Origin of the sequence: Aggregatibacter sp. HMT-949 (genome assembly GCF_041734645.1) — a bacterium.
Taxonomy (GTDB): domain Bacteria; phylum Pseudomonadota; class Gammaproteobacteria; order Enterobacterales; family Pasteurellaceae; genus Rodentibacter.
Map to the genome: position 1 here is coordinate 158,411 of NZ_CP162010.1, position 26,786 is coordinate 185,196.

Annotated in this window: 32 protein-coding genes; 12 read left to right on the forward strand and 20 right to left on the reverse strand. The window is 44.7% G+C overall.

The features are described from left to right. Positions 1-21 precede the first annotated feature (21 nt). From rpmJ to rplQ, 6 genes are all read left to right on the forward strand, one after another. Positions 22-135, forward strand: coding sequence for a 50S ribosomal protein L36 (rpmJ, locus tag AB3F25_RS00840; RefSeq protein WP_373603644.1), 114 nt, complete (start codon positions 22-24; stop codon positions 133-135). 144 nt (positions 136-279) lie between these two features. Then, positions 280-636, forward strand: a complete 357-nt coding sequence (rpsM, locus tag AB3F25_RS00845; RefSeq protein ID WP_373603645.1) for a 30S ribosomal protein S13 — start codon at positions 280-282, stop codon at positions 634-636. Between the two features lie 12 nt (positions 637-648). Next, entirely contained in the window at positions 649-1,038 is a 390-nt protein-coding gene (rpsK, locus tag AB3F25_RS00850) for a 30S ribosomal protein S11 (RefSeq protein WP_373603646.1), read from the forward strand. 30 nt (positions 1,039-1,068) lie between these two features. Then, a complete protein-coding gene (gene rpsD, locus AB3F25_RS00855) occupies positions 1,069-1,689 on the forward strand; it encodes a 30S ribosomal protein S4 (RefSeq protein WP_373603647.1) in 621 nt (206 codons plus the stop codon). 31 nt (positions 1,690-1,720) lie between these two features. Then, on the forward strand, positions 1,721-2,704 hold the full coding sequence (locus tag AB3F25_RS00860) for a DNA-directed RNA polymerase subunit alpha (protein ID WP_373603648.1): 984 nt from the start codon (positions 1,721-1,723) through the stop codon (positions 2,702-2,704). 40 nt (positions 2,705-2,744) lie between these two features. Continuing rightward, a complete protein-coding gene (gene rplQ, locus AB3F25_RS00865; RefSeq protein WP_373603649.1) occupies positions 2,745-3,128 on the forward strand; it encodes a 50S ribosomal protein L17 in 384 nt (127 codons plus the stop codon). 45 nt (positions 3,129-3,173) lie between these two features. Here rplQ and mtgA read toward each other — a convergent pair whose 3' ends face one another. From mtgA to srmB, 8 genes are all read right to left on the reverse strand, one after another. Continuing rightward, on the reverse strand, positions 3,174-3,920 hold the full coding sequence (mtgA, locus tag AB3F25_RS00870) for a monofunctional biosynthetic peptidoglycan transglycosylase (protein WP_373603650.1): 747 nt from the start codon (positions 3,918-3,920) through the stop codon (positions 3,174-3,176). Next, a complete protein-coding gene (gene trpR, locus AB3F25_RS00875) occupies positions 3,901-4,206 on the reverse strand; it encodes a trp operon repressor (RefSeq protein ID WP_373603651.1) in 306 nt (101 codons plus the stop codon). Before trpR ends, mtgA begins: the two co-directional genes overlap by 20 nt. Before the next feature lie 32 nt (positions 4,207-4,238). Next, positions 4,239-6,404, reverse strand: a complete 2,166-nt coding sequence (locus tag AB3F25_RS00880) for a transglycosylase SLT domain-containing protein (protein ID WP_373603652.1) — start codon at positions 6,402-6,404, stop codon at positions 4,239-4,241. Positions 6,405-6,600: 196 nt separating this feature from the next. Beyond that, complete coding sequence (locus AB3F25_RS00885; protein ID WP_373603653.1) at positions 6,601-6,897, reverse strand: YciI family protein; 297 nt, start codon at positions 6,895-6,897, stop codon at positions 6,601-6,603. A gap of 11 nt (positions 6,898-6,908) precedes the next feature. After that, positions 6,909-7,388, reverse strand: a complete 480-nt coding sequence (gene yciA / locus AB3F25_RS00890) for an acyl-CoA thioester hydrolase YciA (protein ID WP_373603654.1) — start codon at positions 7,386-7,388, stop codon at positions 6,909-6,911. Beyond that, the gene (locus AB3F25_RS00895; protein ID WP_373603655.1) at positions 7,388-7,957 is read right to left on the reverse strand and encodes a septation protein A; all 570 of its coding nucleotides are present in this window, start codon (positions 7,955-7,957) and stop codon (positions 7,388-7,390) included. The genes yciA and AB3F25_RS00895 overlap by 1 nt, the downstream gene beginning before the upstream one ends. Then, positions 7,958-8,764 carry a hypothetical protein gene (locus AB3F25_RS00900; RefSeq protein ID WP_373603656.1) on the reverse strand — a complete coding sequence of 269 codons (807 nt, stop codon included), beginning with the start codon at positions 8,762-8,764 and terminating at the stop codon, positions 7,958-7,960. Between the two features lie 328 nt (positions 8,765-9,092). Next, on the reverse strand, positions 9,093-10,415 hold the full coding sequence (gene srmB / locus AB3F25_RS00905; RefSeq protein WP_373603657.1) for an ATP-dependent RNA helicase SrmB: 1,323 nt from the start codon (positions 10,413-10,415) through the stop codon (positions 9,093-9,095). An 81-nt stretch (positions 10,416-10,496) separates the two neighbouring features. Here srmB and AB3F25_RS00910 point away from each other — a divergent pair, with 81 nt between their 5' ends. Further along, entirely contained in the window at positions 10,497-11,195 is a 699-nt protein-coding gene (locus AB3F25_RS00910) for a tRNA1(Val) (adenine(37)-N6)-methyltransferase (RefSeq protein ID WP_373603658.1), read from the forward strand. A gap of 85 nt (positions 11,196-11,280) precedes the next feature. Here AB3F25_RS00910 and fis read toward each other — a convergent pair whose 3' ends face one another. The 6 genes from fis to proC form a co-directional block, all read right to left on the reverse strand. Beyond that, a complete protein-coding gene (gene fis, locus AB3F25_RS00915; RefSeq protein ID WP_373603659.1) occupies positions 11,281-11,583 on the reverse strand; it encodes a DNA-binding transcriptional regulator Fis in 303 nt (100 codons plus the stop codon). Next, positions 11,577-12,557, reverse strand: a complete 981-nt coding sequence (gene dusB, locus AB3F25_RS00920; RefSeq protein WP_373603660.1) for a tRNA dihydrouridine synthase DusB — start codon at positions 12,555-12,557, stop codon at positions 11,577-11,579. The genes fis and dusB overlap by 7 nt, the downstream gene beginning before the upstream one ends. Positions 12,558-12,704: 147 nt before the next feature. Next, positions 12,705-13,592, reverse strand: coding sequence for a 50S ribosomal protein L11 methyltransferase (gene prmA / locus AB3F25_RS00925; protein ID WP_373603661.1), 888 nt, complete (start codon positions 13,590-13,592; stop codon positions 12,705-12,707). Positions 13,593-13,613: 21 nt separating this feature from the next. Further along, positions 13,614-14,480: a DMT family transporter gene (locus AB3F25_RS00930; protein ID WP_373603662.1), complete on the reverse strand. Its 867-nt coding sequence runs from the start codon at positions 14,478-14,480 to the stop codon at positions 13,614-13,616. 149 nt (positions 14,481-14,629) lie between these two features. Then, a complete protein-coding gene (locus tag AB3F25_RS00935; protein WP_373603663.1) occupies positions 14,630-15,793 on the reverse strand; it encodes a 3-phenylpropionate MFS transporter in 1,164 nt (387 codons plus the stop codon). Beyond that, positions 15,793-16,608 carry a pyrroline-5-carboxylate reductase gene (proC, locus tag AB3F25_RS00940; RefSeq protein WP_373603664.1) on the reverse strand — a complete coding sequence of 272 codons (816 nt, stop codon included), beginning with the start codon at positions 16,606-16,608 and terminating at the stop codon, positions 15,793-15,795. Before proC ends, AB3F25_RS00935 begins: the two co-directional genes overlap by 1 nt. Before the next feature lie 67 nt (positions 16,609-16,675). Here proC and rdgC point away from each other — a divergent pair, with 67 nt between their 5' ends. After that, positions 16,676-17,584 carry a recombination-associated protein RdgC gene (rdgC, locus tag AB3F25_RS00945; protein WP_373603665.1) on the forward strand — a complete coding sequence of 303 codons (909 nt, stop codon included), beginning with the start codon at positions 16,676-16,678 and terminating at the stop codon, positions 17,582-17,584. Positions 17,585-17,666: 82 nt separating this feature from the next. Here the strand turns inward: rdgC and AB3F25_RS00950 are convergent, their stop codons facing one another. Beyond that, positions 17,667-18,881 carry an aromatic amino acid transporter gene (locus AB3F25_RS00950; RefSeq protein WP_373603666.1) on the reverse strand — a complete coding sequence of 405 codons (1,215 nt, stop codon included), beginning with the start codon at positions 18,879-18,881 and terminating at the stop codon, positions 17,667-17,669. A 343-nt stretch (positions 18,882-19,224) separates the two neighbouring features. On the opposite strand from AB3F25_RS00950, the gene AB3F25_RS00955 reads away from it, so the two are divergent. The 3 genes from AB3F25_RS00955 (at position 19,225) to tsf (ending at position 21,887) form a co-directional block, all read left to right on the forward strand. After that, positions 19,225-19,992: a class I SAM-dependent methyltransferase gene (locus tag AB3F25_RS00955; protein WP_373604301.1), complete on the forward strand. Its 768-nt coding sequence runs from the start codon at positions 19,225-19,227 to the stop codon at positions 19,990-19,992. A 172-nt stretch (positions 19,993-20,164) separates the two neighbouring features. Further along, positions 20,165-20,902, forward strand: coding sequence for a 30S ribosomal protein S2 (gene rpsB, locus AB3F25_RS00960; protein ID WP_373603667.1), 738 nt, complete (start codon positions 20,165-20,167; stop codon positions 20,900-20,902). Between the two features lie 133 nt (positions 20,903-21,035). Beyond that, complete coding sequence (gene tsf, locus AB3F25_RS00965; protein ID WP_373603668.1) at positions 21,036-21,887, forward strand: translation elongation factor Ts; 852 nt, start codon at positions 21,036-21,038, stop codon at positions 21,885-21,887. 57 nt (positions 21,888-21,944) lie between these two features. Here tsf and AB3F25_RS00970 read toward each other — a convergent pair whose 3' ends face one another. After that, the gene (locus AB3F25_RS00970; protein ID WP_373603669.1) at positions 21,945-23,507 is read right to left on the reverse strand and encodes a phosphoethanolamine transferase; all 1,563 of its coding nucleotides are present in this window, start codon (positions 23,505-23,507) and stop codon (positions 21,945-21,947) included. A 134-nt stretch (positions 23,508-23,641) separates the two neighbouring features. Between AB3F25_RS00970 and pyrH the strand changes: the two genes are divergently transcribed. Next, on the forward strand, positions 23,642-24,355 hold the full coding sequence (pyrH, locus tag AB3F25_RS00975; RefSeq protein WP_373603670.1) for a UMP kinase: 714 nt from the start codon (positions 23,642-23,644) through the stop codon (positions 24,353-24,355). A gap of 177 nt (positions 24,356-24,532) precedes the next feature. On the opposite strand, the gene mnmA is transcribed toward pyrH, so the two are convergent. The 4 genes from mnmA to nqrM form a co-directional block, all read right to left on the reverse strand. Beyond that, complete coding sequence (gene mnmA, locus AB3F25_RS00980; protein ID WP_373603671.1) at positions 24,533-25,687, reverse strand: tRNA 2-thiouridine(34) synthase MnmA; 1,155 nt, start codon at positions 25,685-25,687, stop codon at positions 24,533-24,535. Positions 25,688-25,695: 8 nt separating this feature from the next. Beyond that, positions 25,696-26,172 carry a GNAT family N-acetyltransferase gene (locus AB3F25_RS00985; RefSeq protein WP_373603672.1) on the reverse strand — a complete coding sequence of 159 codons (477 nt, stop codon included), beginning with the start codon at positions 26,170-26,172 and terminating at the stop codon, positions 25,696-25,698. Further along, positions 26,172-26,432: a DUF1778 domain-containing protein gene (locus tag AB3F25_RS00990; protein ID WP_373603673.1), complete on the reverse strand. Its 261-nt coding sequence runs from the start codon at positions 26,430-26,432 to the stop codon at positions 26,172-26,174. The genes AB3F25_RS00985 and AB3F25_RS00990 overlap by 1 nt, the downstream gene beginning before the upstream one ends. A 93-nt stretch (positions 26,433-26,525) precedes the next feature. Next, a complete protein-coding gene (gene nqrM, locus AB3F25_RS00995; protein WP_373603674.1) occupies positions 26,526-26,786 on the reverse strand; it encodes a (Na+)-NQR maturation NqrM in 261 nt (86 codons plus the stop codon).

Here is a 26,786-nt window from a genome sequence, read left to right on the forward strand (position 1 = left end):
ATTAATATAAAAGGATAAGCAATGAAAGTTCGTGCTTCCGTAAAAAAAATGTGTCGTAACTGTAAAATTGTTAAACGTGAAGGTGTTGTACACGTACTGTGTAATGACCCTAAACATAAACAACGCCAAGGTTAATTAATAATTTTTCCTTGCAAAGAACTAGTTGGGCAGTTATACTGCTCGACTCATTTATGTCATTGACATTTTGTTTGAGTATCCTGAAAACGGGCTTTTCAAGATCAGAATGTCAATTTAATTTTAAAAAAATAGGAGTGCATAGTGGCCCGTATTGCAGGCATTAACATTCCTGATCAAAAGCATACTGTAATTGCTTTAACTGCAATTTATGGTATTGGTAAAACTCGTTCAAAAGCAATTTGTGCTGCTGCGGGTATTGCTGAAGATGTTAAGATCAGAGAATTGTCTGAAGAGCAGATTGACAAACTGCGTGACGAAGTTGGTAAATTTACTGTTGAAGGTGACTTACGTCGTGAAGTAACATTAAATATCAAACGTCTATTAGATTTAGGTTGTTACCGAGGTTTACGTCATCGTCGTGGTTTACCAGTACGTGGTCAACGTACTAAAACTAATGCGCGTACCCGTAAGGGTCCTCGTAAGCCGATCAAGAAATAGTCGGGGTAGATAATGGCTAAAACACCACTTCGTACACGTAAACGTGTAAAAAAACAAGTTGTAGATGGCGTTGCACATATTCACGCATCTTTCAATAATACAATCGTTACCATTACTGATCGTCAAGGTAATGCCCTAGCTTGGGCAACTGCCGGTGGCTCAGGGTTCCGAGGTTCTCGTAAATCAACTCCATTTGCTGCACAAGTTGCTGCAGAGCGTTGTGCTGAAATCGTTAAAGAATTTGGATTAAAGAACTTGGAAGTTATGGTTAAGGGACCGGGTCCAGGTCGTGAATCAACAATTCGTGCATTAAATGCTGCGGGTTTTCGTATTACGAATATTACTGACGTGACTCCGATTCCTCATAACGGTTGTCGTCCACCGAAAAAACGCCGTGTTTAAATGGTGTAATAGGATAGTTGGAGAAAGAAAATGGCAAGATATTTGGGACCTAAGCTCAAGCTCAGCCGTCGTGAAGGTACTGATTTATTCCTTAAATCAGGCGTGCGTGCGATTGATTCAAAATGTAAAATTGATACAGTGCCTGGTCAACACGGTGCTCGTAAACCGCGTTTGTCTGATTATGGTAGTCAATTACGTGAAAAACAAAAAGTTCGTCGTATCTATGGTATTTTAGAACGTCAATTCCGTAACTACTATAAAGAAGCAAATCGTTTAAAAGGTAATACTGGTGAAAACTTATTAGTGTTATTAGAAGGCAGATTAGATAATGTTGTTTATCGCATGGGGTTCGCTTCGACTCGTGCGGAGGCTCGTCAATTAGTGAGCCACAAAGCAATTGTTGTTAATGGTCGTGTTGTAAACATCCCATCTTTCCAGGTGTCGATTAATGATGTTATAGCAGTTCGCGAAAAGTCTAAAAAGCAAGCACGTATTAAAGCATCATTAGAGCTAGCAGAACAAAGAGAAAAACCAACTTGGTTAGAAGTTGATACTGCTAAAATGGAAGGTGTATTTAAACGCATTCCTGAACGTTTTGATTTATCAGCAGATATTAACGAACATCTGATCGTTGAGCTTTACTCTAAATAATAGTTAAGCTTAAAAGCATAGAGAGGATAAAATGCAGGGTTCTGTTACAGAATTTTTAAAACCACGTTTAGTAGATGTCGAACAAGTTGGTTCAAGTCATACTAAAGTGATCCTTGAACCGTTAGAGCGTGGTTTTGGTCATACTCTAGGTAATGCATTACGCCGTATCCTTCTATCTTCAATGCCAGGTTGTGCTGTAACTGAAGTGGAAATTGAAGGTGTATTGCACGAGTATAGTAGTAAGGAAGGTATTCAGGAAGATATTCTTGAAGTGCTTTTGAACCTTAAAGGTCTAGCGGTTAAAGTACAGAATAAAGATGATGTTATTCTGACACTAAATAAATCTGGAATTGGCCCTGTTGTCGCAGCGGACATCACTCATGATGGTGATGTTGAAATTGTAAATCCGGATCATGTGATTTGTCACTTAACTGATGAAAGCGCATCTGTTAGTATGCGTATTCGTGTTCAACGTGGCAGAGGATATGTTCCGGCTTCGGCCCGTGCTCAAGCGGATGATCGTCCAATTGGTCGCTTGCTTGTTGACGCTTGTTACAGCCCCGTTGAGCGCATTTCTTATAATGTTGAGGCGGCTCGTGTCGAACAGCGCACAGACTTAGATAAATTAGTTATTGAACTGGAAACTAATGGGACGTTAGGGCCTGAAGAAGCAATCCGTCGTGCTGCGACAATTTTAGCAGAGCAACTTGATGCATTTGTTGATTTGCGTGATGTTCGTCAACCTGAAGTCAAGGAAGAAAAACCGGAATTTGATCCGATTTTGTTGCGTCCTGTTGATGATTTAGAGTTGACAGTTCGTTCTGCTAACTGTTTGAAAGCAGAAACAATTCACTATATCGGTGACTTAGTACAACGTACAGAAGTTGAGTTATTAAAAACACCTAATCTTGGTAAGAAGTCTCTTACTGAAATTAAAGATGTTCTTGCTTCACGTGGCTTGTCACTTGGTATGCGCCTTGAAAATTGGCCACCGGCAAGTATTGCTGAAGACTAGTCTGGTCATAGGTTAAGATTTTTCTGAGAAGGATAAGATCATGCGCCATCGTAAGAGTGGTCGTCAACTAAACCGTAATAGTAGTCATCGCCAAGCGATGTTTCGTAATTTAGTTAGTGCTTTAGTTAGTCATGAAATCATTAAGACTACTTTACCTAAAGCTAAAGAATTACGTCGTGTAGTTGAACCGTTAATTACATTAGCAAAAGAAGATAGCGTTGCAAACCGTCGTTTAGCATTCGCTCGTACTCGTAACATTGAAACTGTTGCGAAACTATTCAATGAATTAGGTCCACGTTTCGTTCAACGTGCAGGTGGTTACACCCGTATCTTGAAGTGTGGTTTCCGTGCAGGTGACAATGCTCCAATGGCTTACATTGAGCTTGTTGATCGCCCAGAGGTCGCTGAGACATCTGAAGAATAATAATTGATAATAAAAAAAGAGCGGTTATTTTTAACCGCTCTTTTTTTATAACCGTTTTAAATATTCAATTCCCAGTTGCTGCATTTGCCGTATTATCCATTGTTGCTTTTTGCGAACCAGGGCGCTAGGCTTATTAACATGGTAAATAATCGGATTCGGCAATACGGCGGCCAACAGTGCAGCTTCTGATTGAGTCAGATTTTGGGCTGATTTGTTGAAATAATAATGACTTGCCGCTTCCACACCAAAAATACCATCGCCGAATTCAGCAATGTTTAAATATACTTCCAAGATACGTCTTTTTGACCAACTTAATTCTAATAATATCGTCGCCGGTACCTCTAACCCTTTGCGTAACCAACTTTGCCCGTGCCATAAAAAAAGATTTTTGGCAGTTTGCTGAGAAAGCGTCGAACCGCCACGAATGCTACGTTTGTTTTTTTCGTTATGCTTAAAAGCGCGTTCAATAGCGTGAAAGTCAAACCCAAAATGCTCAGGGAAACGTTGATCTTCCGCAGCAATCACGGCTAATTGCATGGCGGGCGAAATTTCATCTAAACTCACCCAATCGGATTTTGCTCGATAAGCAAAATCACCTTGCAGAAAATGCCCGATTTGCTGTTGTGCCATATAGGCAGAAAAGGGAATAGGTACAAAACGAAGCAGCAGTACAAAAGCAAAAACAGCAAAGAAAAATTGGATCGCAATACGTTGCCAATTTTTCTTCCGCTGTTTGAGGTTAAATGAGCATAAAAATGCGGCTGCAATTCGATTAATTCGTTTCAATGCCATCAAGATGCCGCTTCACCCACTGCATAAAATCCGGATCCATCGTTTTAATCATATTTGAACCGCGCGTAATCGTCGCTGCGCTGGTATTCAGATTTTGTTGGATTTCACGTTGCGATAAGTCCTGTTTTAATAGTTGTGAGACGATCTGTAAGCGCAATCCTACAGCATCGCGTTCGTCAGGCGTGAGAAGCAAAGTTAAAAGTTCTTGCGCTTTACCTTGTTCAAAAGCGGTTCGTAGCATTGCGAGAAATGCGTTCCACTGCGCTAAGTTACGACTGATATACATTGTTACCATCCTATACTATTAAACTAGTGCGCTTAGTATAGCCGATCAAATTCGGCTTTGCTAAAAGTTTGTGGATTTTCTTTACGTTGTAAAAGTTGGTAGTAAAAATCGTATGTTAATACGTTTTGCACATAACCGCGCGTTTCAAAAAAAGGAATCGACGCAATGAATTCGTCCATTGCCAATTTGCCATCGGCACGCGCCAACCATTTTTCCACCCGACTCGCCCCCGCATTGTAGGCTGCTGCAATCAAAATGCGGTTATCGGGATACTTCGTGTTTAACTCGTTCAAATGCGCGGTGCCGAGCAAAATATTATTCAGTGGTTTGAACAAATCCTGCTCACTTTGATACGGTAATTGATTATTATCCGCTGTAACTTGTGCGGTGCCCGGCAACAATTGCATCAACCCCCGCGCATTCGCAGACGACTGCGCCATCGGGTTCCAGGCGCTTTCTTGCCGCGCAATCGCCATCGCAAAGGTTTTGCTGATAGATCGAGCGTGCGTTGGCGTGTTCAACGCAATATCGAAATAATCGCTGTAGGCATTTGGCAAACGGAGTGCAATATTTTCTTTGGCTTGCGCGATAATCGACCCGTCCACGCCCAAATCGAACCAATTTTGCTGATTCGCGTATTCGCTCAAGGCGATTTGCATCGCTTGTTTGTTTTCTGGCGGCAGATTTTCCAATAAAAAACGCCAACGTTGTTTGGCTGCGCCAAGACGATCCAGTTGACGCAGTTCATCGATTTCTAACAAAGCCGCACGATACTTATCGGCGATCTCGTTTTGCGCGTTTTTATCCGCTAATGACGCCACTTCAATGCGGTGCTGTAGAGCGAGTTCATTTTGCATTAATGTCGTGGCGGCCAACATCGGATAAAAACCGCGTTCTTTGGCCAGCGCGCTTAACATTTCGTGCGTTTTTGACTTATTCGTTTTCGCCAACCAATAACGCCATTCTTGCTTCGCTTTGCCTTCTTGCGACAAGGCGTTCAGCCAAGGTTGTAAATCCGTTTTTTGCCAAATGGCCATGCGCAGGCGGCGTTCAATTAAGTTATCTGCAGCCAGTTTTAAGATCTCCACATCGCGCCAGTGTTGAAAATTCTGGCTTGGGTTATCAAAAAAGCGGTTGAGAAAAGCAATTTTCCAGTCGCGAATTTGCGCATCGCTTAATCGCCAAGTTTGCGCCCATTGTTCATAAGGCGTGAAATTTGGCTCGTCGATATTTTCCGGCATGCTGTATAAATAGCGATTAAAGCCTTGTACGACGGCAAATTGATAGCGCGTATAGTCATTTTCGCTAAGCGGTGATTTATCTGCCAGCGCTTTTAAATTCGCCGGATTTTTCAGCAAATTCACCAAACGTTGTAAATCTGCCGAAATGCCCGAATCTTCTTGCGTATTGCCCGCGCGTTCAGATTCTTTTGCCAAGCGTTGTAACCCTTTAAGATCATTTTGAGCGAACAGATTTTGCGCTTTTTGAATAATATTGCCCGCGGTTCTACTACCGCTGGCATTCCATTGCGCCCAAAGCGGCGCGTCGTCGGTCAATTCACCGTTAGCCAGCCAAAGCGCACCAAAGCGTTGCAAAATCTCGTTCTGCCGAGTTTGATTCGATTGAGCGTTGTCTTGAGATTGTTCGGTGAGCCGATATTCCATATTCAATGCGGCGACTTGTATCGCCAAACTTTGCGGTTTGATTTTTTTTGCATAGTCCACTAATTCCGGCGCATCGGCATTATTCAGCAGCGTGAGAATATTTTGTTGCAAACGTGCGTGCAGAAAATGGCTCGGATGTTCGTTAATATAAGCTTCCAGCTCATTTTTGAGCGCAATTGTTTCATCTCGAGAAGTATTCGGCGTTATTTGTTTAATTTGAGCGTCGAAATATGCCGCCCAAGCGTCTTGTTGCAGCGGATAGCCTTCAAGCGCGTGTAACAGTTGCAGAAAAATCGGCTTGTTTGCGGCAACGCGTTGATTTTTGAGCGCGCTTTTCAGCAGATTTTCAAACTGTAAAAAAGTCGCACGCTGTTGCAGCCGTTTTAATTCCGCCGTTTGTTGCTTTTGTCGCCATTGGCTTTGTTGGCTCGCTAAGTTAGTATTCTCGGCGTATTCTTGCTTCGCTTGGTTGGCTTGTGTTGATTGCGTAAACGCGGTAAGAAGCGCGAGGGAAATAAGGAGAGGTTTTTTCATACTGAGCATGGCTATTGTCTTTGCGTTAGTTTTTGGGTTACGCCAAAAAGGCTGAAAGTAAAACCGCGAGATGTCATTTGAGCACCGCATTGGAGGCTTGTCACACGGGGCTTCAATGCGGTGCTCTTGGGCGACTCCATTTTTGGCCTGATAAAAAAGCGAATCTTTTGATTCGCTTTTCGTTTCCTTTGTTCAATTAAAAGACTTTTTTAAACGGTTTGACGATCACTTCACCGTAAACGCCGGCTTCCACATAAGGATCTTGCGCCGCCCAATCTTTGGCAGCGAGTAAGTTATCGAATTGGGCGATCACGGTGGAGCCGCTAAAGCCGGCTTCGCCCGGATTTTCGGCGTCAATGGCCGGATTCGGGCCGGCCGTGAGTAAACGGCCTTCCGCTTGTAATTGAGTTAAGCGCGCTAAATGCCGTTCGCGTACAGCGAGGCGCTTTTCCAAGGTGTCGGGGATATCTTGTGCAAAAATCACGTAATACATACTTTTTCCTTTTAACAATGCGGTTGTTGCGCTTCGTATTCTTGAATCGCCGCTAAGGCGCTTTCCAATTCGTGGTTGCCTTCGCGCGGGATGGTACGGGATTTGCCTTGATTATCCACGGCCACGAAAGTGAATACTGCATCAGTGACGCAATAACGCTCGCCGAACGGTTCGCTGGCGACTTTTTTGACCCAGACTTCCACTTTGATTTTAATCGACGACCGACCGACTTTTAGGCATTGTCCGTAGCAGCATACTACGTCGCCGACGGAAATCGGCTTGATGAAGTTCATCCGTTCCACGGCAACGGTGACCACGCGTCCGTGAGCGATTTCTTTGGCTAAAATCGCACCGCCCATATCCATTTGCGACATAATCCAGCCGCCAAAAATATCGCCGTTGGCATTAGTGTCGGAGGGCATGGCAAGGGTGCGTAGTAATAAAACGCCTTTCGATTGGCGACCATTGTTGTCAATAAAATTCGAGATCATTATTGCTCTCCTTTACGATTGTTTCCTTCGTTTTTTTGTTCGTGTTGCGACAAAAATCGATAAATATAGGCGCCGGAAATAAGCGTGGCGATCAGCGTCATTCCGATTAAGCCGAAAGATTTGAAATCCACCCAAGCTTCTTCCGACATATTTTGGCTGATATAAATGTTGGTTAACATACAAATAATAAAGAATGTCGCCCAGCCGAGATTGAGTCTATTCCAGGCTTTTTCCGGCAATTGAATGTCTTTACCGAGTAATTTTTTTACTAAAGGCGTGTTAAATTGAAACTGTGCCACCAATAATACGACAGCGAATAACCCATTGATAAGGGTGACTTTCCATTGTAAATAGCGCAGTTCGTTGAAATAGGCGGTAAGCAGACCGAAGAAAACTACTGCGCCGGCCATTATTTTTTGTTGTTTTTCAATGGCGCCATATTTCCATTTCAATATGATCAGTTGCGCAATCGTGGCGATAACCAATACTATCGCTGCTTCGCGTACGCCACCTAATTTATAGGTTACAAAAAATAAAATTAATGGAATAAAATCAAGTAGTTGCTTCATTTATGGCTCCTGCATAAATAAACTGTAAAAACGATAAGTTACTACTAATGTAAAAATATTGATCAATGCAGCCGTCAGGCTTACGATAACCGAAAAGGTAAGATTCTCCGAAAGCACACTTAATTGCAGAATCAGCATCGGGGCAACAAAATACACCAATAAAGCATAAATCAGCAACGCGGTTTTTTGATTGCGCCCTTGCCACCAAATTTTTTGTAAAGATTGGCCTATTCCGTCTTGAGTTGTGAGGTAATGGAGTGAGGCTAAATTCAGCCGAATAAAAAAGTATATGCCGAAGAAAATCATCAATAATGCGGCTATAGAAGGCGCCGTGTTGCTAAGTGCGGCACCGACAATGTGCGCGACGCCGAACAACACGGGAAGCACACTCACAGTTTCCAACACGATCACACCGATGAAACGACGTAAGGTCAACACAAAATTTGCGCTCAACGTAAGCGGATTGTGCCGACTGATTTGGTGAATCGTCATCAATCCCCAAGCGCTGATAAAAATACTGGCTAATTGCGCCGGTAAAAAAGAAGCTAAAAAGTCCGACGCATTGATTTGGCTTAAATCGGACAATGTATTACCGCCCGAAACGGCGTCTTGCGCCATAAAATCGGGAGTTAATAAGACGCTCAATACTTGTACAATAAAAAGCATGAAAACCAATTGCAGCATGGTTTTCTGTTGATTACGAAAAAAATGCCAACTGTCTTGCAAAACTTGGGTAAAGTTAATTTTCATCGAATTTCCCTTGTCAAAAAATGCGCTGATTATACCTTGTTTAGCGGTTTGTGCCATTTATCTTGTGTAAAAATTCCGCTTTGGGCATAACGCAATTTAGAATTATTGGGCGCCCCGTTTGCACAGCGCAACCGCGACGGTGAAATTTGACGTATTGGGCGGAGAGCATGAAGTGAACCTGAAATTGAGCCGGTCAGTTTTCACTGCTTAGGTTATCGTTGCTGGGGTTATCGTTGCTAAGGTTTAATCCGTGGCTTTTTAGCACCAACTAAAAATAGCACCGCATTGGTGGGCTCCAATGCGGTGCTATTTTTACCTGGCAAAGAAAATCGTGAGCAATGGCAATATTGATGCCGTTCAACGACGAAAGTGTTGCCTCACCGAACTAAATTTTTTTTGATCCGCTCGGCTTGCGTCGTTTACCGATATTTTTCGTGTCTTTATGGCGTATTTTCACTTTTTTCTTCGCCTCGACTTTTTTCTTTTCTTCGCGTTTTTCTTTAATACGCATTTTTTGTTTTTTGGAAACCGATTTTATTTCGCCGTCTTTCGGTGCTTTAGTACGAGGTTCCAAGCCTTCCAAAATTCGCGCTTTTAGAATTTCTTCCGTGTAACGTTTGATTTTACCGAGCAACTTATAATCGTGCGCTTCCACAAAAGATACTGCGGTGCCTTTTTTACCGGCGCGTGCCGTGCGTCCAATGCGGTGCAGATAGGTATCCGCGCTGTACGGTAAGTCGAAGTTCATCACATGGCTGACATCGTCAATATCAATGCCGCGCGCCGCCACATCCGTCGCCACCAGTAGCGTTACGATGCCTGATTTTAATTTATCAATGGCGTTATTGCGTTGCGTTTGCGCCATGTCACCTTCTAAATAGGCGGAACGAATGCCGCGTTTACGCAAAGTTTCGGAAAGCTCGCGTGCGTCTTCGCGACGACGTACGAACACTATACCGCGGCTTACTTGTTCTGTTTCGACGAAGCGTGCGAGCAATTTGATCTTGTGTTCCCGACTATCAGCGTGGTAATACCATTGATTGATTTTTTTGCGTTCACGACGACTCGGTTGCGCTTCCGCTTTCACCGGATCGTTGAGCAAACGTTCGGCAAAATCTGTCAACAATTCGCCTTCAAGCGTCGCGGAAAATAGCAATGTTTGCTTACGCCAACGGGTTTCCGCCGCAATTTTTTCCGCATCCTGCCCGAAGCCCATTTGCAACATACGATCCGCCTCGTCGAAAATTAATATTTCTACTGAACGACAATCGAAATTTTCTTCCTTAATGTATTGCAATAAACGTCCCGGCGTTGCTACCACCAAATCTTGGTTGGAATTAAATACTTCGCCGTGATTTTGATAGGCTACGCCGCCGGTGATGGTTGCGATATCTAAACGGCTGAACTGTGCCAGCTGTTGCGCTTGCTCCGCCACTTGCATGGCCAGCTCGCGCGTTGGGGTGAGCACTAAAACGCGTGGCGGGCCCGGTTTACGGCGTGGATAATCCAACAAATGTTGTAATGCCGGCAATAAAAAGGCAACGGTTTTGCCCGTCCCGGTGGGCGCCGAACCTAATACATCGCGTTCTTCCATAGCCGCCGGAATGGCTTTCGTTTGGATCGCAGTCGGACGAACGTAGCCCTTTTGGTCGAGTGCTTTTAAAAGCTCGGGGGAAAGATCGAATTGTTCAAATTGGGATAAATTCATTATTGTGCGGCTTTTTTGTTAAAATCGGCGCGGATTATACCTGAAATACCGGTTAAAGTACGGTCGGTTTAGGAAAAATATATGAGCGGATTTACCTTTAAACAGTTTCATATCAATCAACAAGACTGCGCGATGAAGGTCGGCACTGACGGCATTTTGCTCGGCGCTTGGGCGGATGTCACGAACTGTCGAAGAATATTGGATATGGGCTGCGGCACGGGATTGTTGGCGTTGATGCTGGCACAGCGCAGTGCGCCAGATTGTCAGATTCATGCGGTGGAACTCGATCCCGCCGCGGCGCAACAAGCGCAACAAAATATCAACGACTCTCCTTGGCGGCACCGCATTGAACTGCATCAGGGCGATGTATTGCATTTTTTGGCCGAGACCGCTTCCCCCTTTGATTTAATTGTGGCTAATCCGCCTTATTTTGCGCAAGGCGTGCACTGTAAAAATGCGCAACGGCAACTGGCGCGTTATATGCAACAATGTCATTCGGATTGGTTAAATCGGGCTGCACAACGATTATCGTCGAACGGAGAAATAAGTTTTGTCGTGCCTTTCGAGGCGGTAAAAAGCCTGATGGATTCGGCCGAACTGCATTGCGTGAAGCAGACCGCGGTCATGACTAAAATCGGCAAAACGCCGCGGCGAATGTTAATCACTTTCGCCAAACAGTCGCGAGCGTTAAGGCAAGACGAATTGGTGATTTACGACGAACACCATCAATACACCGCAGAATTTGTCGCATTGACGAAGGATTTTTATTTGAAATTTTAACGGCTTAAAAACAGCACCGCATTGGAATCGCTCCCAATGCGGTGCTGTTGTTTGATATCAAACTATGTTTCGACAGGTTGAGTGATTAGCCGCCCATACCATATTTTTTTAATTTTTTGCGTAAGGTGCCGCGGTTAATGCCAAGCATATTCGCTGCGCGGGTTTGGTTACCGCGTGTGTATTGCATCACCATGTCTAACATTGGATGTTCGACTTCTACCAATACTAATTCGTAAAGATCATTCACATCTTGCCCGTCTAATTGAGATAAGTAATTGCGTAATGCTTGTTTTACGGAATCACGTAACGGTTTGTTGGTGACTTGTGATTGAGAGTTTAACACTGAAACGGTTAATGCTTCAGACGGACTACGTTGTTGTTCTAACATCTTGCTTTATCCAAAATTGAATTTAAAAAATCTTCCAACACAATAAGTTGTTCCTGCGGATCATTTATTGCGTTAAAAGTCTGTCTAAAAACGGAACCAGGTCGAATTTCCTGTAAGTACCAAGCTATGTGTTTGCGGGCGATGCGGTAGCCTTTTGAGGCGCCGTAGAATTGGTGTAATTCTTGAATATGGCGCAAAATTTGAGCGCATTTTTCACTTAAACTTGGTGTTTGAATGATCGTATCGCGTTCAATTAAGCTTTCCACTGCTTGAAACAGCCAAGGATTGCCTAACGCGGCACGTCCGATCATAATTGCATCGGCGCCGGTGTAATCAAGCACCTGTTTTGCTTTTGCCGCGCAATCAATATCGCCGTTGGCAATCACCGGGATCGAAACGGCTTGTTTGACCGCGCGAATATTGTCGTATTCCGCTTCCCCTTTAAAAAGACATTCTCGCGTCCGTCCGTGAATGGTTAAAGCCTGAATACCGGATTGTTCTGCAATTTTGCCGATTTGCACGCAGTTTCGATTAGATTTATTCCAGCCCGTGCGAATTTTCAAGGTTACCGGCACATCGACCGCCTTGACGACTTCGCGCAGAATGTTTTCCACCAATTCGGGAAACTGCAACAATGCCGAGCCGGCAAGTTTGCGATTTACCTTTTTGGCAGGACAGCCCATATTGATGTCGATGATTTGCGCACCAGATTCCACATTCGCCACTGCAGCTCGCGCCATTTCCAACGGCTCGGAACCTGCGATCTGCACCGCATTGAAGCCCAATTCATCGCTATGCGCCAAACGCAATTTGGATTTTTCTGTATGCCAAAGTTGCGGATTGGCGGACATCATTTCGGAGAAGGTCAATCCCGCGCCGTAATGGGCACAAAGACGGCGGAAAGGTTTATCGGTAATGCCCGCCATCGGTGCTAGTAAAACACGATTTTTTAATGGGTAAGGACCGATGCGCATTTTACCTTTCACCTTGGAGCAAGCCTAAATCCAATTGCTGTCGAACGGGGCGACAACCGACAAGGCGTGCTATCATACGCACTTTAATATGCTTTGCAAAGCGAATTTTGTTCAAAAAATACACTTTTTTTAATTGACAAAATAAAATTAAAGCGATTTTAACTTGCCCGTAATTCGGCACCATTCCTCACGTACCGCGACCTCTTCCAAATCAAAGGTTTGGGCGTAAGCATCGCAGACGGATTGAGCTTGCGTTTCTAAAATACCGGACAAGCCCAAATCGCCGTTTTCTTTCACCAAGCAGCTAATTAGCGGATAAAGTTCTTTTAATGGGCCGGCTAAAATATTGGCGACTACAACGTCCGCTTTAAGATTCGCCGGTTTTTCGTCGGATAAAAAAAGTTGCAAGTGATCCGCAACACCGTTTTGTTGCGCATTGTTACGACTGGCAAGAATCGCTTGCGGATCAATATCAATGCCGATTGCGCTTTTGGCGCCGAGTTTCAGCGCGGCGATGGCCAAAATACCGGAACCGCAGCCGAAGTCGATCACCGTTTTGTCCTGTAAATCCAAACCATCTAACCATTCTAAGCAAAGTGCGGTGGTTGGGTGTGTGCCGGTACCGAAGGCCAAGCCGGGATCGAGCATCACATTCACTTCATTTGGCTCGGGAACTTCACGCCAGCTCGGACAGATCCATAAACGTTTACCGAACTGCATAGGATGGAAGTTATCCATCCATTCGCGTGCCCAATCTTTGTCTTCGATTTGCTCGATTTTATATGCCGCGCCATCCTCTAAATGGCCCGCCTGTTTTAATAAGCCGACGATTTCCGCCATATCGGTTTCCGCATCAAAAAGCGCGATGACGTCGGTATTGCCCCACAGACGGGTTTCGCCCGGCAGCGGTTCGAAAATCGGCGTATCTCGACTGTCCATAAACGTGACGGAAACGGCACCGATTTCCTCTAAAAAATCACTTATTTTTTCTGCTTTTTCATTCGTGCTGTTTAAGCGAATTTGAATCCAAGCCATATTTTTCTCCTTTCATAAAACCTATTTTTTCAACAATTTTGGCAGTAACGCCGAGCCAATGGTGGCGAGCATAATAAGGGCGATGCCGAGGGTGGATAGCGTCGAAAGACTTTCGCCGAGCAAGGCTACCGCAAATAAAATTCCAAACAGTGGTTCCAACGCCACCAAAATGCCGGAAAGATTCGCATCTACGCTGTTTAAACCTTTATTCCAGAGCCAAAATGCCAGCCAGCTGCAACCGATGGCAAGATAAAATAAACCGATGACGCCGTAAAAGTCCCATTCAATTCGCCAACTTTCGGTTAAAAGCAAAGTGAACGGCAGGGTGATTAGACAGCCTAGTACGATGGTGGTTGAAGTGTAGGCTTGGTTGGATACGCGCGCCACGACGTTTTGAGTCCAGCGCAATACACCGGCGAAAATAATGCCGGCGACTAATACCAGTAAACAGCCGAACAGACTAATGTCATTGATGCCGTCATGATGTTGCCCGCCGTTAATCATTATCGCTACGCCTAAAAAGGCCATCGCGCCGAACAGCCAATGGAGCCCGCGAGCGCGGTCTTTAAAAAAGAAATGCCCGATGAAAACCACCAGCAACGGTTCCAAACCGATCATCGTAACCGCACTGGCGGCGGAAGTGTATTTCAAGCCAATAAATTGCAGCAAAAAAACGGCGGTGTAATTGAAAAATGCCAGCCACCGGAGTTGTTTGCGCATTGATTTATCAATTTTTTTCCAGTGTCGCAGAAATAGTGGCAGCACAAAAATCGCTGCGATAATTAGGCGCGATTGTACCACCAGCACGGGATCCATCATGGAATATGTCATTTTGCCGACGATTAATGAGCTGCTCCAAATGAGCAAAGCGATAATTTGGTAAATCATAATTTATCTCTTACGGTTATCTTCACGTTCGTTTACGGGGACGAGAAAGATGATTTCAATGCGGTGCCCGTTCGGAAGTCCATCGCTGCAAGGTTTCAATGCGGTGCCCGTTCGGAAGTCCATTGCTGCAAGGTTTCAATGCGGTGCTGTTAAGATTGTTTCATTAAGAAAGCCTCCAACTTGCGTGGAATTAGCAAGAAAGAGACTGCGGCAATCGCGCTCATAAATAGAAAAGTGATAGTCGGCGATGCAGGGTAAATTATGCCGGCAATCGCACTGAAAAGCGCGATAAGAAGGCCGTTTGACAAGCCGTTATATAAGCCTTGTAATTTGGCGATGTGACTTTGCGGTCGCGTGGTGATGTAGCGCACAACAGCGTAATGACACAGGGCGTAAGTAAGGCTGTGCATCAGTTGTAATAATAGAATTAAAGTGAACTCCCGAACGTAATCAAACGCCGCCCAACGAACGACACAGGCTGCGGCGGAGAAATAAAACAATTTACTGACCGATACGTTTTGAAATAAACGACGTGAAAAGAAAAATAACAGAATTTCCGCGCCGACCCCAATGCCCCAAAGCAAGCCGGTTTGTGTGACGGAAAGGCCAATATCGGTCCAATAAATCGTGCCATATACATAATAGGCGGCGTGTGAACCTTGAATCATGCCGACGGCGAGCATTACGCGTAAAGTTGTCGGGTTTTTCAGTAGCGCTAAAAAGCCGATTCGACGGTTTTCGCCTTGTTCCGAGGTTTCGTCTTGTGGCGCAATGGCAGGTTTTAATAATTGAATCAAAGTATAGAACAGCAAAAGAGCGGTTAACATCCATACGATATTTTCCGCACCGAGGCTGTCGATTATTCCGCCGAACACCACGACGCCCAAAATAAACGCCAAAGAACCGATTAATCGCACTTTGCCGTAATCCAGCCCGATTTGGCGTTGCCAAGTGGCGGCAAGGGAATCGCCGATAGGCATTCCGGCCGCGTTTACTGCAGCAAATAAACCGACAACGCAAAATAATAGCCAGAAATGATGCGCGAACAAACTGAACGCCACTGCCGTCAAGACGCTGGCAAGGGCGAGCAGGCGTAGCGAGACGATCATGTGCGCGGCTTTTTGGATTAACGAAGAAAATAATAAGCCGCCGACAAAACGGAAAATATAGGCGCTGCCGATGACCAGCCCGATCATTTCTTCGCCATAGTTTTGCGATCTTAACCATGCAGGAAAGAAGGGCAAAAACACGCCGTAGGCACAGTAATAACCCAAGAAACTCAAGGCGAGCCAATAAAAGGGACGAATTTGCATCAGAATAATTTTTCCATTTCTTGCGAACGCGCGGCGCAGGCTTGCATGGCTTGTGCGACGATTTGATTAAAATGTTGCGCGTTGAATACGGCTAATGCCGCTTCCGTCGTGCCGCCTTTGGACGTGACGTTTCGGCGTAATGTGGAAAAGTCGAGTTGCGTATTATCGATCGCCATTTTGGCCGCACCGAATATGGCTTGTCGCACCAAGGCGCAGGCGCTGTCGGCATCTAAATTCATCTCGACCAGCGCTTGTTGCATCGCTTCCAACATTTGGAAGAAATACGCCGGACTGCTGCCGGATGCTGCGGTGACTGCGTGCATTTGCGCTTCATCGTGCAGCCAAAGGGTTTTGCCCACCGTATTCAACAATTCTTGTACGAAAATGCAATCGACTTGCGCGGTATTTTTAGCCGCAAACAAGCCTGCCATGCCTTCGTTTACGAGTGCCGGCGTATTTGGCATCACGCGCACTACGGATTGGGCACTCGGAATCAATGCTTGCAAGCGCGCGGTAGAAATGCCTGCGGCGATGGAAATCAATAATTTATCGCTAAAATCAACCCCCGCTAGGCAGCGGCACACTTCCGCCATCATTTGCGGTTTCACCGCCAACAGCACCGCATCGGCACGCTTTGCGCTAACCGCGTTATCTTGTGCCGTTTGCACGCCGAGTTCGGCAAAAAATGCGCGTTTTGTTTCGTTTGGGTCGTTCACAATAATCTGCTCAGCCGGATAGCCTTGCTTTAACAAACCAAGTACGATTGCTTGCGCCATATTGCCGCCGCCGATAAAGGCGATTAATTTGTGTTGCATCGTTTTTTCCTATCAGTTTATGGGCTACAATGGCGCGTATTTTACCCTATTATGAAGGAAGTTTACGATGTGGTTCAAAAATTTGATGAGTTATCGTCTTACCAAGTCGTTGGAATGGGATCTCACGCAGTTACAAACGCAGTTGGAAACATGTCGATTCCATCCTTGTGGCGTGCAAGATCAAAGTAAATTCGGCTGGTCTGCGCCGTTGCGCGGTTCGGATTTACTGTATTTTTCTGTCGGTAAACAGATTTTGTTGGTGGCGCAAAAGGAAGAAAAAATGTTGCCGGCAAATGTTGTTAAACGCGAGTTAGCGCACCGCATTGAAAGCCTTGAAGAAAAAGAAAATCGCAAGCTGAAAAAAAATGAAAAGCAAACTTTAAAGGACGACGTGGTGATGAATTTATTGCCGCGTGCTTTCAGCAAAAATCAATACACGGCGTTGTGGATCGATACGGAAAGCGGTTTGCTGCATGTGGATGCGGCTTCTGCCAAACGGGCGGAAGACGTGTTGGCGTTATTACGCAAATCCCTCGGTTCTTTGCCGGTGGTGCCGCTTGCCTTTGCCAACGAACCAAGCACGATTTTAACCGATTGGATTACGCAAGATAATTTGCCTCATTGGTTGATTGCGTTAGAAGAAGCCGAACTGCGCGGCAGCCAAGAAGACAGCGTGATTCGTTGCAAAAAACAACCGTTGGAAAATGAAGACATTCTCGCCTTGTTGCAAGAGGGCAAAAAAGTCGTGAGCAAATTGGCGTTGGAATGGGAAGATACTTTAACTTTCGTGTTTAACGAAGATGGTAGCCTAAAACGCCTTAAATTTGCCGATAGCGTGCGGGAGAAAAATGAAGATATTTCGAAAGAAGATTTTGCCCAACGTTTTGATGCGGATTTTGTGTTAATGACAGGAATTCTGGCGAAATTAACCGAAAACTTGCTGGAAGCGTTCGGTGGGGAAAAGGTGAGATTGTAGGCGTAATTCCGACTTAACGGCCGTTCTTTGTTGAAAATAGCACCGCATTGGAAGGGATTTCAATGCGGTGCTATTTTGTCGATCAACCGACCACGAAAGGCAAATATCCGGCGCGGATGGCAAACGGAATGGCGGTAATTGCCACGCCGAGCGCTAACACCACGAACAAGGCCAGATTGCCGCCTCGGACGCGGTACGGCAGATGCGGATGGAGACGGCGCGCTTTCCATACTAAGCTGACCGGCAATACCACTGCGTAGAAGGCGAACATTTGGCCGGCGTAGCCAAGCGCCAAGATAAAACCTTCCGGGTAGAACAAAGCGAAAATCAATGGCGGAATAAAGGTGAATAAACCGAGCGTGATGCGGCCGGCGGAGCGGTTAAAGGAACGTTTTAGTAAGTCCTCGATACATTCCAGCAAACCTAACCCCACGCCTAGAAATGATGTTACCAAGGCCAAGGTTGAGAATAATTTTACTGCGCCGGCAATGATGCTGCTGCCGGTTATCGCAAGCGTCGCTTTCACTAAGCCGTTTAAGGTAGCGTCTTCTTGCAAAATTTGTAAGAAGTCGTTTTGCGTGAGTAAGCCGTGGGTGGAAAGTTGCCATAAAATATAGGCGCCGAGCGTAATTCCCGAACCGACCAAAATCGACCGGCGCAACGCGTTTACGTTCCCCCCCAAATATTTATTTAAACTCGGAATGGAACCGTGAAAACCGAATGCGGTGAAAAACACCGGGCTGGCGGAAATCATTAAAGCATTGTCGATCGGCATTGCCATTAAGTTGTCGAATTGGATTTTCGGTAACATTAAGCTCAACACCAGCACGAACGCGGCGATCATCACGAAAAATAAGACGCGATTGATTTTGTCCACCGAATGGGTGCCGATTACAATAAATGTGCCGAAAATCACGGTAAAGAGTAACACGGCGAGCTTATTGGAGCTGCCCGTATCGCCTGTGGCGGGTAATAAATCCATCAGCAGTGAACCGCCGCCACTGACGTAAGCGGCGATTAATGCATATAAAAAAACGATTAAAACCAAGGTGGAAACAATGCGTCCCGCTTTGCCGAAATACTGTTCGGCAAGCGTGCCAATGCCCGCGTCGCTTTCGGCGGTTTGATACAGTTCAACGAATAATAAGGCGCTGAAAGTAAGCAATGCCCACAGTGATAGCAATAAAACGATGGTAAAGCCGAAACCGATGCCGGCCGAAGTGAGCGGCATGGCGAGCATGCCTGCGCCGATCATGGTACCGGCGACGAGTAATGTACTGCCTACGGTTTTGTTCATTTTTCATTCCTTTTTTGTAATTAAAAATTTACGCGGATTGTATTTTAGAATTTACAGTCTGTAAAGGTGGTTCACCGCTTTATTTTATCTTGGAGTTAACTCATCCATTTTTGCTCAAGTGTTGCCTCTGAATCCGCTTACGGGCACCGCATTGGATGCTTTTGTTTACAGTATGCCGAGCATAAATGTTCTATCATTGCACCGAATGACAACGCAGTGTGTCGATGTGGTTCTTCTCCAAATCGTTTCAAATAATTAATCGTCGCATCGCTTTTTAGTGCATCTTGCGGAAGGTAAAGAAATGATCCTTTCTTTGTTCAATGCGGTGCTGTTGAGGGAGTTCATGAATCAGAAAACCAGCATATACTACCACGAACATTTTTTCGCGCTTTATCGAAAGCTTCGTGCCAATCCGATAAGCTTAAACGAAATTGTGGAAAAGCCGACCATGCTTGCGTTATTACCGGATTTACACGGCAAAAAATTGCTCGATCTTGGTTGCGGCTGCGGCGAGCATTTACGGCTTTATTTGCAACAAGGCGCGGCGGCGGTGACGGGGTTGGATTTATCCGTCAATATGTTAGCGCAAGCCCACCACGACTTGCTCCAATGCGGTGCTGATACGACAGTCTGTTCTTTGTATCACTTACCGATGGAAAATTTAGCCGACTTGCCGGAAGACGGTTTTGACGTGATTACCAGTTCTTTCGCTTTTCATTATGTGCAAGATTTTCCTGCGTTGTTGGCTTCAATTGCCGATAAATTAGCGCCCGGCGGCACGTTGCTGTTTTCTCAGGAACATCCAATAACCACTTGCCACAAAGAAGGCGAACGCTGGGAAAAGGATAATAATAAACAACAGGTTGCGTATCGTTTGAATCATTATCGCGAGGAAGGCGAGCGCGACCGAAATTGGTTCAAACAGCCGTTTAAAACTTACCATCGCACCGTTGCAACAATTGTTAACGATTTAATTGCGGCGGGGTTTCAAATCGAGCGAATGGCAGAACCGATGCTCGCCGATCAACCCGAGTGGCTCGATGAATTTAAAGATTTGCAGCATCGCCCGGTGTTGCTTTTCGTTCGGGCAAAGAAAATCGTTTCGGCGTAAAAATAAACTGGTTTTCGCCCTCTCTTTGTGATATAAAACGCACCGCTGTTTTTGCCGTTAAAAAAACAGCGTTTTTATTTACAACACACACATATCATCAAGGCTTCATCGGGGTGCCAAACGGTCGATGAGCTGATATGTGGAGGCTCAACCCCAATAAAAGGAAAATATTATGGCACAAGTTTCAATGCGCGACATGATCAACGCGGGCGTACACTTCGGACACCAAACTCGTTACTGGAATCCACAAATGAAACCTTTCATTTTTGGTGCACGTAATGGTGTTCACATCATCAATCTTGAAAAAACCTTACCTTTATTCAACGACGCGCTTGCCGAATTAACCCGCATCGCGAGCAACAACGGTAAAGTTTTATTCGTCGGTACGAAACGCGCAGCTCAAGAAGCGGTAGAAGCCGCGGCATTAGACTGTCAACAATATTATGTAAATCACCGTTGGTTAGGCGGTATGTTGACTAACTGGAAAACAGTTCGTCAATCAATTAAACGTTTAAAAGATTTGGAAACCCAATCTCAAGACGGTACTTTCGACAAATTAACCAAAAAAGAAGCGTTAATGCGTAGCCGTGAGATGGAAAAACTTGAATTAAGCCTCGGCGGTATCAAAAATATGGGCGGTTTACCGGATGCGTTATTTGTCATCGGTGCGGATCACGAACATATCGCGGTGAAAGAAGCGAACAACCTTGGCATTCCTGTATTCGCTATCGTGGATACCAACTCTACACCAGCCGGTGTGGATTATGTTATCCCGGGCAATGATGACGCAACTCGCGCAATCCAACTTTATTTAACGGCTGCAGCAGCAGCGGTGAAAGAAGGTCGCGGTAACAATGTTGAAGCGATTGCGGAAGAATTAGTTGTAGAAGTGGAAGCGACGGAACAATAATTCGGGTTATCGAAATAAGGCTCAGCCCTTATTAATCAAAACGATTAATTGGCACAGGGGCTAAAATTTAGCCCCTGTATTTTTACCCAAAGTACGTTTAAAGCACCGTACTTTAAGACAGAGGATTGGAAAAATGGCTGAAATTACAGCAGCATTAGTAAAAGAACTGCGCGAACGTACCGGCGCAGGCATGATGGAATGTAAAAAAGCGTTAGTTGAAGCGAACGGCGACATTGAATTGGCCATCGACAACATGCGTAAATCCGGTCAAGCGAAAGCGGCGAAAAAAGCCGGTCGCGTAGCCGCAGAAGGTGTAATTCTTGCACGTATTGAAAATGGCTTCGGTGTATTGGTCGAAATGAACTGCGAAACCGACTTCGTTGCGAAAGATGCGGGCTTCTTAGGCTTGGCAAACGAAGTGGCGGATTATGCCGCCGCGCACAAAGGCACGACAATTGAACAATTACAGGCGCATTTTGAAGAAAAACGTGCGGCGTTAGTAGCGAAAATCGGCGAAAACATGACTATTCGTCGTGTCGCTTATTTAGATGGTAAAGTCATCGCACAATACTTACACGGCGCGAAAATTGGTGTGTTAGTGGCGGGCGAAGGGTCTGCGGAAGAACTCAAAAAAGTAGCAATGCATGTTGCTGCGTCTAAACCTGAATTCGTTAACCCGGAAGACGTTTCCGCCGAAGTGGTAGAACATGAACGTCAAATCCAAATCGACATCGCGATTAATTCCGGTAAACCGAAAGAAATCGCAGAGAAAATGGTTGAAGGCCGTATGAAGAAATTTACCGGCGAAGTGTCTTTAACCGGTCAAGCATTCGTGATGGATCCGTCTGTTTCTGTAGGTGATTTCTTAAAATCTGTAAACACTTCTGTGTCTAACTTCATTCGTTTAGAAGTGGGTGAAGGTATCGAAAAAGTGGAAGAGGATTTTGCCGCTGAAGTGGCTAAAATTACCGGCGGTAATGCTTAATTCTTTTTTCAGAGATAAAAAAGCCGATAACTTGGTTATCGGCTTTTGTTTTGCGTGTTATTTATGTTTCGGTCGGATATCGATTGCCGGATCATCATCTTTACGATATTTCTCATTAATGCGCTTTTGCAAGCCGAAATCGTCTTTATCCGCTTGGCTAGAAAATAAATCTTCTTCCTGAGTAAGTTTCGGATTCTTAATGCCGATCCAAGTTGCAACACCTTCTAAGAAGTTCAAACCGGATTTAAATGCTTTGTATTCTTTCCGTTCGCTATCATCGGACGACAATTTAAACAGCGGGATATCATGGTGTTCGCGGCTGAAACAGTTTTGATTAAATAACAACACGTTATTTTTTTCATCCTGTTGATGGCATAAACCGTGATCGGAAAAATAAATCATCGAAAACGTGCGTCCTGTTTTCGTCGAGTTCTCTTCAAGCTGTTCATACACTCGTTTTAAAAATTCATCGGTTTTCTTAATGGAAGAAACATAGCAGTTCAAATAGCCATATTTCGGATCGATTTCCTCATCTTTATAAATTTTTGGATAATCTTCCACACGGTCGCACGCCAGCGGATGCGAGCCGTAAATATGTAATACAATAAAACGTTTCCCTTGAATTGGATCTTCTAATACTTGAGTGAGTTTAGGCAGTAAATCGAAATCACTAAAGTTGGTGGAATTAAAACTGCCTCCTTTTTTTAAGAAAATGGTTTCATCAGATTTTGCGGCCAGTGACGATACCGGCGTATCGAATTCGCCCAACATACCTTGGTTTGATAGCCAATAGGTTTTAATGCCGGCGGATTTGACCAAATCGACTAAACTCAAATCGTAATTCGGCTCCCACTTTTCTTTGTTCGGCAAGGTTAACATTAAACGTAACGAGGCGACGGTATTAGTGCCGGCGGAGCGCAAGCCGTCAATCAGCGTTCCTTTTGCATTCGACATAAATGGCGTATTTTCAATCGGATAGCCGTACGCCTGATGATAATCTTTGCGTGCACTTTCGCCCAATACAATTACATAATCGTCGTAACGAGAATTTTCCAGTACGGATTTGCCCCAATTATTGGATTGCGACATTTGTTTGAGTTTTTGCATTTCGTCTATTATTTTTAGCGTAGAACTCAGCGTTTCCTTAAGCGGCTCGGCAATCGGTAAATAAAATGCAAAAAGCAAGGTCGTCAGTACAATAAAGGTTTTGTTACGATAAAATTTAACGCCGAATTTAACTGCACTTTTATATTGCACGAATAGCAAAATTGGGATCGCAATGGCAATTAAATAACTTGTCAGCGGAATTTGTAGCAAAAACTCTTTGGTTTCCAGCATATCAGTGGCGAACACAGAAGCGATATATTGATAGCTCGGCGCGCCGAAATTTAAACCGGTGGGCGTATAAAAGGCGTGCGCCAACCCCAGCGGCAACATAATAAAATAGAAAGATTTTTTGCTACTGCTTAATAAAAGAATCAACGCAGTGGAGAGTAAAATTAGCACCGCATTGGGACTCGGAAACATCCCCGAACCGATTAACATAAAGTAGCCGGCTGTCAGGGCACAAATAAAAACGAAAAGCGTGGCTAAAATTCGGTAAGTTTTTTGTGTGTTCATATCATCTCTATTGGAAAACAAATGCTGCTCATTATCTCCTTTTTGCGCCGGATTTCCAGTTTTAACTTCTTCACTCTTGCGTGGTTATTCTATAAAATAAGCCAATTTTTTAAGCCAGAAAGGAAAAATAAATAATGAGCCGACCGATTTATAAACGTATTTTATTGAAATTAAGTGGTGAAGCATTACAAGGCGACGAAGGATTCGGTATTGATCCGTCAATCCTTGATCGCATGGCGATTGAAATCAAAGAATTAGTCGAAATGGGGGTAGAAGTTGGCGTCGTGCTAGGTGGTGGTAACTTATTCCGCGGCGCAAAATTGGCGAAAGCCGGCATGAATCGTGTGGTGGGCGACCACATGGGAATGTTGGCTACGGTCATGAACGGTTTAGCGATGCGCGATTCCTTATTTCGAGCGGATGTAAACGCAAAATTGATGTCGGCGTTCCAACTAAACGGTATTTGCGACACTTACAATTGGTCGGAAGCGATTAAAATGTTACGTGAAAAACGCGTGGTGATTTTCTCCGCCGGTACCGGCAGCCCATTTTTTACCACCGATTCGGCCGCCTGTTTACGCGGTATCGAAATCGAAGCGGACGTTGTGTTAAAAGCGACGAAAGTAGACGGCGTATATGATTGCGATCCGGCGAAAAATCAGGATGCCAAACTGTATAAAAATCTAAGCTACGATGAAGTGATTGATAAAGAATTGCAGGTGATGGACTTGGCAGCGTTTACTTTAGCGCGCGACCACGGCATGCCGATCCGTGTGTTCAATATGGGGCGTCCGGGTGCATTGCGTAACGTAGTGCTCGGCACGGAAGAGGGCACTACGATTTGTTAATGGTGATTTAACACATTAACTAATGAGGCGACCCAAATGCGGTCGCCTTTTCTTTTGGGTTAATTCAATTTGCGCCGGAAAGTAAGGTAATTGGGAGAATTGAATTTTTCACCGGCCCAAAGCGACTTTCAATGCGGTGCTCTGGGAGAAGGTCGCTGAGCATGTAGCGGCTTTGGTTTACTCGAGGGTAAGACGTTCTTCAATAATACCGCCGCCCAGGCAAACTTCACCGAGATAAAATACGGCGGATTGACCCGGCGTCACTGCTGCTTGCGGTTCATTGAAAATGACGCGGATAGTTTCATCGTCGATAGGCTCAATCACACAAGGAATATCCGTTTGGCGATAGCGGGTTTTTACTGTGCAACGGAATGGTTCACGAATCGGTTGGCGATCGACCCAATGAAGCTGTTTTGCCATTAAGCCTTTGGAGAATAAACGAGGATGATCGTGTCCTTGTGCCACAATCAGTTCGTTATTTTTCACGTCTTTATCTACCACATACCACGCTTCCTCACCGGCATTTTTCAAACCACCGATGCCTAAGCCTTTGCGCTGACCTAAAGTGTGATACATCAAGCCATCATGGCGACCGATCACTTCGCCATCCACCGTACGAATATCGCCCGGTTGTGCCGGCAAATAGCGCGCTAAAAAGTCTTTGAATTTACGCTCACCGATAAAACAAATACCGGTCGAATCTTTTTTCTTCGCCGTGACCAAACCTAAATCTTCCGCGATGGCGCGCACAATCGGCTTTTCAATATCGCCTACCGGAAATAGACTTTGCCCTACTTGTTTGTGGCTAAGCGTATAAAGGAAATAGCTTTGGTCTTTATTGGCATCTAAACCACGTAATAATTGCGCATTATCATCACCTGCACGACGCACATAATGCCCGGTGGCAATATAATTCGCGCCTAAATCTTCCGCTGCATATTCCAAGAACGCTTTAAATTTAATTTCTTTGTTGCACAGAATATCCGGGTTCGGCGTGCGGCCCGCTTTGTATTCACTAAGGAAATGTTCAAACACATTATCCCAATATTCCGCCGCAAAATTGATTTTATGCAGCTTAATGCCGAGCTTGTCGCACACTGCTTGCGCGTCTGCGAGGTCGGCTGCTGCGGTACAATAATCGGTATCGTCATCTTCTTCCCAGTTCTTCATAAACAAACCTTCTACTTGATAGCCTTGTTGTTGAAGAATGAACGCGGAAACTGAAGAATCCACTCCGCCCGAAATCCCGCAAATCACTTTTTTTGTGGCATTTTCGGCAAGTTGTTCAGCGCTTAAGGTTGCAAAGTGTTGGTTGTAAGTTTTTGATAACATAATATTTTCTAAAGTTTTAACATTAATGTGAGATCATCAATCGGTGAAGGTTGAAAACCATAACTAAGATAAAATGCTTTCGCTTTTTCATTCAAAGCATGGACAAGTAATGCGCGAACGCCAATTTGTTCGCTTACTGATTTAGCGCGCAGTACCGCATCTTTTAACATAGCTGCCCCAAAGTGCCTGCCTTGTACTGATTTATCTACTGCTAAACGCCCTAAAATGATAACGGGAATGGGATCCGGCATATTTCGGCGAATATTACCGGTAGCCTGTAAGTGAGTAATCGCGCCGGACGCCATCGCATAATACGCCACTACATTTTTATTTTGATCACAAACCACAAAAGTTCGGCTAGCCTGACTAATTTGATTTTTCAATGCATTGCGCTTAAGCCATTGATTTAATACTTCTTCACCACAATCGAATGTTGTCAAATGATGTTGATTAGAAAGCGATTCAGGGAAAGAATAACCAGCCATTATTCTATCCAAGGAGCTTTAATCGAAAAGAGTTTATCCATTGAATGATGATCAACAGGTTGCTCAAGTGCGGTCAAAAATTGGTTAAATTTTTCTTCCTCAAGCTGGAATAGTGTTCGATCTAAAATAACGTTTTTAGCATTATTACATGCTGACTCTAACATAAAATCAGAACGGCTTTTGCCGAGCAACTCTGCCGCATAATCAATCAAATCCCGCTGATTAGGCATAGCTCGGAGATTAATTGTCGCTGTACGCATAACTATCCTTTCGTCTATACAAATGATGTACGATTCTATTATTTGTGTATTAAATGTCAATACAAAAAAGGTCAGCATTGCTGACCGTTTAGTTTACTTCACTTCATAAAACGACGAATCATCATTTTTCTTGGTAAATTTTTGTTCGTATTCTGCTTTAGCTTGTTCATCACCCGCATCGAGTTTGGATTGGAGCGTATCGCAAGGTTTGTCGCAGTCGCAGGCTTTGGCAATGCCTAGGGTGGATAAACCGCCGCAACTACCTTTTAAACTTTTCTTTTTAACGATAAAACCGATAGACATCAGTAAAATAATGGCGACAAAAGCGATAAGAGTGAAAAATAAAGTTTGCAT